The sequence below is a fragment of the Campylobacter sp. US25a genome, assembly GCF_004379075.1.
Classification (GTDB): domain Bacteria; phylum Campylobacterota; class Campylobacteria; order Campylobacterales; family Campylobacteraceae; genus Campylobacter_D; species Campylobacter_D jejuni.
The window spans coordinates 1-8,432 of sequence record NZ_RYYM01000022.1 but is presented as its reverse complement, the minus strand read 5'-3'; the positions used below and the strand labels follow the sequence as shown (position 1 = coordinate 8,432).

The window sequence follows — 8,432 nt, the reverse complement described above, 5'->3', positions numbered from 1 at the left end:
TGTTGCACAAGTAATAACAGGTGGAAAAGCAGCTTTAAGCTTAGGAGATAACATGCTTATATTCAAAGAAGTAGCAAGTAGATCAAATTTCATGAATTATCTTGTAATGAGTACTCCTGTTTTAGCTTATGCAATTGCTAAAGCAAGTGAGCAAGGATTTATAACTTTTGCTTCTGGATTATCTCAAGCTCTAACAGGTGCTTCAAGAGCTGCTGGAAGCTTTGCAAATCAGCAAGCTCTATCTACGCAAACAAGTATAGCCGCTCCTAGAGGAGATGAAGTTTGGGCTGTGGGTGCAGGGGTAGCATCGCTTCAATATGCAAGAAATATAGATGGTGCGGTTACTAAATTTAATACTCAATCAGTTATGGGTGACAATACAAAGAATTCTGAAATCTCTAATGCAAATATGACAGGAACAAATGTTGATGGTATGATGTCAGGCGCCAAACTTAGTGCAGGAGCTATGACAACTGTTAATAGCGTATCTCAAGCAAATTCTGATGCTTGGAATAAAAACTTTAATGATCAGTATTCACATATGAGTCAAAGCGGTAGAGCAAGTGCATTAAATGAAGCTAAAGGGTTTATGGAGAAAGGAGATGAAACATTTAAGAAGGCTTTTGGTAATAATTTTGGACAAGAAATAGAAAAGAGAACTGATTTAAGTGAAACAGAAAAAGCTAATATCAAGGCTTATGCAAGAGTTCAAGCAGGTGGAAGTCTATTTGGTACAGAAGCTGTTGGAGGTGTAGAAGGTAGCGTAAGCGATGAGCATGCTAGAAATAGAACGCTTTCAGATAAAGAAAAAGTTGCTTATCAGGAAACAATGGAAAGAGCTTCTCTTAAAACTCTATCTACCACAAAAGGTATGGATTCTTCTTGGAGCAATACGCTTTCAGGTGGCGATTCTACAGCTTATTCAAAAATGGTTGGATATGCTCAAAGCTATACACAAACAGAACAAGGTATTCAATCTGTCAGTACTAATAATATTGACAATACACTTAATGTGGTTGCAAGAGATCTTGCTGCAGGAGATAATAAAGACTTTAGCAGCCTTAATACAGCTCAACAAAATGAATACTTTGCAAAAGCAGGTAATTATGTATCCGATATGATTAAAAATGATCCTGCGCAACTTGCACAGTATAATAGTCAATATGGCGCTCAAAGCATTGTTAGTCCAAATAATACTACTATGCCACACGCTGCAGGTATGAATTTTAAAACCATTGATGGATCAGAAAGAAGTGTTTTAACTCAATCTAATTTAAATCAAGATCAAGTAAATCAAAGTAGTAAAAGAACAAGCAACACTACAACAATGCCAGATAATCAAGAAGTTAAAGGTGTAGCAGTCAAATCTAATTTAAACAATGAAGTTGGAGAAAAAATTAAAAAAGCCAATCATCTAATAGATGGAAAAACAGGAGATCCTGCTATACACTAAGATTAATTGAGATTAATTTCTCAATTAATCTTCATTAGAATATAAATTGTTATAAAAAGGATTAGACAGCGAAAGGGTTGAATATTTTGATATTCCGCTTTGTTTGAAATGTGTATCATAACAGTTATCTCTTTTAGGATAAGTTTTTTTGAACGGTTTATTTGTGGCGTTTATTAAAAGTAATACTAAAAATAAACACACTAAACTAATTATAAAACTTAAAATTATATGTTTAATGCCTATATTATAAATATTTATTAATAAACAGCTTAATAATATCAAAGCAAACATTACTGCTACTCCTAATCCTATTGCTATTTTATTTATTAATTTCATTTTTGGTGATTTCATATTTACTGCTTTATCCATCTTTATTCCTTTCAATTATAACTTATTCATATTTTTAATAAAATTATACCATATTTTAATAAATTTTGCAAGTATTTTTGCTATAAAATGCCTATTTTTTAGTGGTTTGAAACGGATTTCTTTTTTTTATTTAACTTGGGAAAAGTCACCAAAATCTTCATCGATTTAATTGTATTTTCACGCTACTTTGTTCACATTGCTTTTAAGCATTAAACAATCAGAAGCCACGCACTTCCGATCATTTATTTTTGTAAAGTTTAAAAGTTTTTTTGTTTGTATTAAGCTAAGACTAAGCGTGGATCTTATAAAATAGTTGTAAGAAAGTTATTTTAAAAGATAGTCGATTAAATCGATTATCTTATTTACTGTCTCCAAAAAGAGAATCGTAAATTCGATTATTTCTCTAATCATAGCTACCCCCTTTCTAAACAATCGGAAGATTAGCCTTATTAGTACTTAAATACAAGCTATATTATAGCAAATTTCATTAAAAAAGCCAAGTTTTTTTGCTATAAAATACCTATTTTTTAGTGGTTTTAACGAGGTTCTTTTTTTTATTTAACTTGGGAAAAGTCACCAAAATCTTCATCGATTTAATTGTATTTTCACGCTACTTTGTTCACATTGCTTTTAAGCATAGCTTCTATACTTAAATGACAGTCTAATTTTTCCCATTCGATGCCTGTATTATCACAGATAAAATGCCATTTTTCTAAATCTTCTGAATTTGCATTTTCAAGTTCTTTATACCATTTTAAAGGAGTTTGGATTATGCGTTCATCCTCTAATAAAACAATAAGATAATCTTTATCGAATTTTACATTCTTTGCCTTAACTAAAGTATTCATTCCATCTCCTTTCAAATTCGAGTCTGTGTTTTTTAACAGTTTCAAGAATAAAAGACAAATCTTTATTTTTAAAATTGCTAAATTGAACTTGTAAATTTTCTAAATTAATTTTCGCAAATTCATTACCTTTCATAATATGAATATGCTTTGGTTCATGTTCGTTTGAATAAAAGAAAAACTTAAAGCCATTGATTTTTAAAAGAGTGGGCATAATTTTCCTTACTTTATTCATATTTTTAATAATTATACTATATTTTCGTGAATTTTGTTAAGTATTTTTGCTGTAAAATACCTATTTTTAGGCTTTTAATAGGATTTTTTTTATTTGACTTGGGAAAATGAATGTAAATTAGTAGCTTTATACACACTCTAACAAAGGCAAGGGGCTTTTCTGTCCTGCGGTTTTGCTAAAAATACTTCCATTTTAAACTTAAAAAACCTAAAGTTTAGATATAATCTCACAAAACGCTTACTATGTCGTTTCATAGTTAAGCCTTTGTTGTAATTTTCCGCTAGAGTTGCAGCTCTAAAGCGGATTTTTATGAAGGAAAGATTTAAAATGAGAAATTTAACTTTAGAAGAAAATATATTTTTAGCAAAAAGAAACCTTGTAGATATTATTTGGAAATCCGCGAATTTAGAAGGTGTAAATGTTACTTTTCCTGAAACTCAAATGATTATAGATGGCTTTAGTGTTCCTGATAAAACAATACAAGATTTAACAATAATTTTAAATCTCAAAAGAGCTTGGAATTATTTGTTTGATACCATTAATGAAAAAGTTAGTTTGAGTTTGATACAGGACTTTAATAGGATTGTAGACAGAGATTTGGTTCATAAATCAGGATTTTTAAGAACAGCTGATGTTAAAATAAGTGGAACAAATTTTAAACCAAAATTACCTATTGATTATGAGGTTAGTGAAAATATAGAAACAATTTTAAAAAATGAAAATAAAAAAGAAGTAGCATTGGATTTGATGTTATATCTTATGAGAAGTCAATTATTTTTTGATGGAAATAAAAGAACTTCAATGCTAATTGCTAATAAAATTTTAATTGAAAATGGATTCGGTATTTTGGCAATTGCTAAGAATGATATGAATGAGTTTTTTGCCCATCTTGTTAAATTCTATGAAACAAACAATAATTATGAAATAAAACAATTTTGTAAAGAAAATTGTATTGAAACAATGGTTTTTCATAATGATGAAGAAAAAAACAAATTATAGGAAAGAATTGAGATAACACTCAAATTTTCATATAAAACATTAAAACTTATTCATTCAAAAATACTATAATTAAAGCGTATTAAGCATGGCTACTCTTTCGGTTATAAGAAGGAGACATGATGAGTAGTCATTGATTTTTTAGTTCTTGTCTTAGAATTAATTAACGAGATAATCAAGCTCGTTGATTATCTCACTTAAAAAACCGTTGAAAATTCTATAAAAACCAAATTTAGTCTAAGCTTAATACAATTGTAACAAAAAACACTTAACCGAAAGAGGCGTGGCTTTCGGCTATTTGTTCTTGCAAAGTCTTTATCGTTAATATGTTCTATTATAAAACTTCTATAAAAATTTCTTTACTTTTTAGTTCCTCATAAAAATTTTTTCTTTTATTGGGGTCGTTTGTAGTTACAATGGTAAATCCTGCTTGTTGAATTTTCATGAGAATTTCTTTTGAAATATTCATACTATGGAATAATTTTTTAAAATGTTCAGGTGTCATTACTGCTGCTCTAATATAATGAAAAAATGGATTACCATTTTCTTTATTTTTATTATATTGCATAGTATTATTAAACACTATGTCACTGCTGTAACTAATGTTTTGGAAATTATCTTCTTTGATACGCTTTCTCATCTCATTATAAAATGAAGTTAATTTGTTATTCTCATCTTTAATAAGATTAAGTATAGGATCTGGAATTTTATCTAAATATTGATTTTTTTCATCGAAATTATCCACATTAAAAGAAGTAATATAGTAAGATTTATCCATTGCTAATATTATAGAAGTTGAAGGATAATTTTTATCATAACCATCAAAATATAAATTCACATTTACATCGTGATATTGATAACGAAGTTTAATACAGTTTCCGACTTTTTTATATTTAGCATTATTGTACTTCTCTAATAAAATACCTAAAATAATAGTATCACTCATTTGCACTCCTTTAAAACGAAAATCTAAATATTATGCTATTATACAATCAACATTTTAGAGCAATATTAAATATAAACTAAATTGACAATTTTTTAATTGTATGATATAATTTAAAATCATTATAAGGGCGGATCGAGATCGCCCATCTTAAATACTATTTTAAGTAGCTATTCAAATCTTTTTCAAAACTCTCTATTAAATCACTTAAAAAAGCATTGATTTTATTTGGCATAACGCCTATAAAGGTATTATGTGATTTTGTGGTGATTCTAGGAGCTAAAGCCTTTTGATTTGTTATTTTTGTTTGGCTCTGTTAAAATAAAGTATTGATTTTATAATTTATCTTTTATATAATCTTTGAGAATTATTAATACAAAGGATACTATTTGCTAAGTCAAACAACCAAATTAGACATTATCAAACAGCTTTTTGATAGCTTGTCTGATAAAGAAAAAGAAAATTTTTTAAACAGTTTAACTGAGCCTAAAGCAAATAATAAAATCATAGATAAATATAAAGCTACTCATTGCCCTTATTGTAATAGTGATAAATTTGTAAAAAATGGTAAAGCAAAAACTCATCAAAGATATATATGTAAAACTTGTAATAAAACTTTTACAGACACAAATAAAACCATTCTATTTAATACAAAAAAAGATATAGGTATTTGGTATAAATACATAGATTGTCTAGTAAATAAATATCCACTAAGAAAAACAGCTAAAATCTGTGGCATATCATTACCTACGGCTTTTGTTTGGCGACATAAGATTTTAGATACACTGCAAACTATGATGAATGAAACTACATTAAATGGAGTTGTTGAAGCTGATGAAACATTTTTAACGCTTTCATATAAAGGCAATCATAAAAATTTTAAGCTACCACGCAAGGCTAAGAAAAGAGGCACAAGTGCAACTTTGCGTGGATTATCTAAAGAGCAAGTTTGTATATCTTGTGCTATAAATCATAATGGATTGTCTATTTCTAAAGTATCAAATTTAGGCAAACCAAAATTAGTAAATTTATTAAATGTATTAGCTAATAAAATAGCTAAAAATAGTATTTTTGTAACAGATAGTTTTGAGCCTATTTAAAAGTAGCGTCCGATTTAGATTTAAACCATATAAGAATACCACGTAATAAATACACTTGTGGGAGTTTTAATATTCAAACTATTAATAATTATCATAGCAAACTAAAAGCTATGATAGTTTATAATTTTAAAGGTGTATCAACTAAATACCTAAATAACTATCTTGTGTATCATAATTTTGTAAATTATGCTAAAAACACACTGGATAATAAAATTAGTATTTTGTTTAATTATATACAAAAAACTGAATGCTTTACAAGGTCTTTTAATATGTCAAATAGACCAAGTGTGCCGTTATTGGTGTCCTAATAAAGAATATATAAACAATTTTGGAAAAGGAAAAATATATATGCAAAACAGTAAACCTATAGGAAAAAGTGACGACTCAAGTAAAGAGTTTATTATACGCTGTTTAGGTGGCGATAAAACTTACGGTTTTGATATAGATAGCGTGTATGTATATCAAAATAGTATCAATAGTAAATATTACATTTTTGAATACTTAAAATGTGACAGCATTTATGTTATGCCACATACATCTGACCCAAACAAATATCCCTACAACTGGAAAAAATTCCATTCTTTATTTCAACTTACAAAAAAACTAGGCGGAACTTTAATTTTGGTTAATTATAGCAATGGCTATGATTCTCAAATGAAAGAACTTCCAAATAAAGAAATTTACGAAAATCAGGTTAAAATGTTGTTTGTAGAAGATATTGACTATAATGCAATAAAACAATATGAATTGAGCTATCCGAAACCAAAATATTTAAACTATTTAAAATATTCAGACGTAAAATTTCTAACGCTTGATGAATTTTCAAACATATTAAGACAAATAAATAGTAATTGTGGAAATATCAAAATAAATTTAGATAGGCTAATTAATGAGTAGTTTTATAAGTAGCCCCATTCTTTATATGGGAAATAAAAATCGTTTAATTCGTCGTGGTTTAATAAATCTGTTTCCGAAAAATATTAATCATTTTATAGACGCCTTTGCTGGAAGTGCAACTGTATCGATGAATACTCAAGCAAAAAAATATATAATAAATGATATTGACGAAACTTTGCATTTATATTATCAAATGTTTGCAAAAAACAATGAAAAAACGATAATAAAACATATAGAAAAAAGAATTGAAGAGTTTGGGTTGCCAACTAAAACAACCATTAGATGTTTTAGTGATAAAAACGAAGTTGAAATTTATAAAAAAGCATATCACAAATTTAGAGATTTTTATAATAAAAACAAAAATTCATTAGACCTTTACACACTTATGTTTTTTGCTTTTTCACAACAATTTAGAGTTAGCAAAAAAGGAGACTTTAATATGCCATTCGGAAATAACTGTTTTTCTCTTAAAAATAAAAAGGCTATAAATTTTGGTTGTGAGTTTTTTTCTAAAAATAATATTTCAATATACAAAAGAGATTTTCAAGACTTAATTTTTAACGAAACATTAAATAAGGATGATTTTGTATATCTTGATTCGCCTTATTCAATAACTACTGCTACATATAATGAAAGTTACAAGTGGGGCTTTAATGATGATAATAGATTATTTATGGTTTGTAAGGAATTAGATAAAAGTAATATAAAGTTTGGAATGAGTAATGTGATTATAAATAAAGGCTTAGAAAACAAAAACTTAATTGATTTTTGTTCTAAGAATGATTTTAAGGTATATAGTCCTAATAATTTTCAATATCATGCTTGTGGTAAGGAAAACAACAAACAACAAGAAGTATATATTTGCAATTATGAAGTAAAAAATAATAATCATAGCTTTAATTTATTAAATTAATTTAAATTTTAATAATCCAAATGCCTTTAATTACATTGATACTTTTACACTTCGTTAACTCCTTACAAAATCTCTTTTTGTGTGATATTTAATACTATAAATTATATTACCAATATTTATAAATCAATACTTTATTTTAACATAGCCTTGGATTAATATTCTTAAATCATATCAAATTTTTACAAAAAATATTATTATTCACACTTGTAAGTACTTTTTTCAAGCTTTCTTTCCATTTCTTTTTTTGGAAATAAAATTACATGGTAAAATGACTTATCTCAAAAGCCTATTTTACCAATGTTTTTTCTTTCAAATAGTGTTTTTAACCCATTCTGATTCAACTATTGAAAGAACTCTTGCAGTTTTGTAAATATTGTCTTGCGGATTTAGTATAGTTCTCACGGCGTAATACTGTTCGTTTTTAACTTCCTCTTTTTCAACTACAACTATCGTATCAACTGATTCTTCTTGAAGTTTCAAAGGAATGTATAAAACTACTCTTTGCTTATAAGCTGCAGGAATAATCATCTTTTGAAGATTATAATTATCTTTGATAATTTTCAATTCACCATTAATAATGTGTCCTATGAACCTATCATTTAGTTTTTTCACAATTTCAGGTAATCGCTCTTTTCTCTCAAAAAGATGCAAATGATTTACCCTAAAATCCAATTTACTATC

General features: G+C 27.3%; 8 protein-coding genes and 2 pseudogenes. 5 read left to right on the top strand and 5 right to left on the bottom strand.

Annotated features, from left to right (window positions below; all coding sequences use genetic code 11):
• Window positions 1–1,453, top strand: a pseudogene (locus ELQ12_RS10765) (conjugal transfer protein TraG); the annotation flags it as partial.
• A 24-nt stretch (window positions 1,454–1,477) separates the two neighbouring features.
• Here ELQ12_RS10765 and ELQ12_RS09080 read toward each other — a convergent pair.
• The 3 genes from ELQ12_RS09080 to ELQ12_RS09070 all read right to left on the bottom strand — a co-directional run bounded on the left by ELQ12_RS09080 (window position 1,478) and on the right by ELQ12_RS09070 (window position 2,881).
• Window positions 1,478–1,822 (bottom strand): hypothetical protein, encoded by a 345-nt coding sequence (locus ELQ12_RS09080; RefSeq protein WP_002922649.1) that lies wholly within the window; start codon window positions 1,820–1,822, stop codon window positions 1,478–1,480.
• 605 nt (window positions 1,823–2,427) lie between these two features.
• Complete coding sequence (locus ELQ12_RS09075; protein WP_060787619.1) at window positions 2,428–2,670, bottom strand: DUF2442 domain-containing protein; 243 nt, start codon at window positions 2,668–2,670, stop codon at window positions 2,428–2,430.
• Window positions 2,654–2,881: a DUF4160 domain-containing protein gene (locus tag ELQ12_RS09070; RefSeq protein WP_060787620.1), complete on the bottom strand. Its 228-nt coding sequence runs from the start codon at window positions 2,879–2,881 to the stop codon at window positions 2,654–2,656. Before ELQ12_RS09070 ends, ELQ12_RS09075 begins: the two co-directional genes overlap by 17 nt.
• A gap of 348 nt (window positions 2,882–3,229) precedes the next feature.
• On the opposite strand from ELQ12_RS09070, the gene ELQ12_RS09065 reads away from it, so the two are divergent.
• Window positions 3,230–3,901 (top strand): Fic family protein, encoded by a 672-nt coding sequence (locus tag ELQ12_RS09065; protein WP_172399507.1) that lies wholly within the window; start codon window positions 3,230–3,232, stop codon window positions 3,899–3,901.
• 331 nt (window positions 3,902–4,232) lie between these two features.
• On the opposite strand, the gene ELQ12_RS09060 is transcribed toward ELQ12_RS09065, so the two are convergent.
• A complete protein-coding gene (locus ELQ12_RS09060; RefSeq protein WP_052793810.1) occupies window positions 4,233–4,844 on the bottom strand; it encodes a DNA repair protein Rad50 in 612 nt (203 codons plus the stop codon).
• Window positions 4,845–5,230: 386 nt separating this feature from the next.
• On the opposite strand from ELQ12_RS09060, the pseudogene ELQ12_RS09055 reads away from it, so the two are divergent.
• The 3 genes and pseudogenes from ELQ12_RS09055 to ELQ12_RS09045 all read left to right on the top strand — a co-directional run bounded on the left by ELQ12_RS09055 (window position 5,231) and on the right by ELQ12_RS09045 (window position 7,751).
• Window positions 5,231–6,249 (top strand): annotated as a pseudogene (locus ELQ12_RS09055) (IS1595-like element ISCco4 family transposase).
• Window positions 6,250–6,289: 40 nt separating this feature from the next.
• Window positions 6,290–6,838 carry a hypothetical protein gene (locus ELQ12_RS09050; RefSeq protein ID WP_088261615.1) on the top strand — a complete coding sequence of 183 codons (549 nt, stop codon included), beginning with the start codon at window positions 6,290–6,292 and terminating at the stop codon, window positions 6,836–6,838.
• Window positions 6,831–7,751 (top strand): Dam family site-specific DNA-(adenine-N6)-methyltransferase, encoded by a 921-nt coding sequence (locus ELQ12_RS09045; RefSeq protein ID WP_050589782.1) that lies wholly within the window; start codon window positions 6,831–6,833, stop codon window positions 7,749–7,751. The genes ELQ12_RS09050 and ELQ12_RS09045 overlap by 8 nt, the downstream gene beginning before the upstream one ends.
• 309 nt (window positions 7,752–8,060) lie before the next feature.
• Here the strand turns inward: ELQ12_RS09045 and ELQ12_RS09040 are convergent.
• Window positions 8,061–8,432 (bottom strand): DUF3825 domain-containing protein (locus ELQ12_RS09040; protein WP_134264728.1); only part of this gene is annotated, 372 nt, incomplete at its 5' end.

What these genes read in the sequence shown, in the direction of transcription:
- ELQ12_RS09080 (WP_002922649.1), bottom strand. Translation starts at nt 1,822, where the DNA reads ATGGATAAAGCAGTAAATATGAAATCACCAAAAATGAAATTAATAAAT.
- ELQ12_RS09075 (WP_060787619.1), bottom strand. Translation starts at nt 2,670, where the DNA reads ATGAATACTTTAGTTAAGGCAAAGAATGTAAAATTCGATAAAGATTAT.
- ELQ12_RS09070 (WP_060787620.1), bottom strand. Translation starts at nt 2,881, where the DNA reads ATGCCCACTCTTTTAAAAATCAATGGCTTTAAGTTTTTCTTTTATTCA.
- ELQ12_RS09065 (WP_172399507.1), top strand. Translation starts at nt 3,230, where the DNA reads ATGAGAAATTTAACTTTAGAAGAAAATATATTTTTAGCAAAAAGAAAC.
- ELQ12_RS09060 (WP_052793810.1), bottom strand. Translation starts at nt 4,844, where the DNA reads ATGAGTGATACTATTATTTTAGGTATTTTATTAGAGAAGTACAATAAT.
- ELQ12_RS09050 (WP_088261615.1), top strand. Translation starts at nt 6,290, where the DNA reads ATGCAAAACAGTAAACCTATAGGAAAAAGTGACGACTCAAGTAAAGAG.
- ELQ12_RS09045 (WP_050589782.1), top strand. Translation starts at nt 6,831, where the DNA reads ATGAGTAGTTTTATAAGTAGCCCCATTCTTTATATGGGAAATAAAAAT.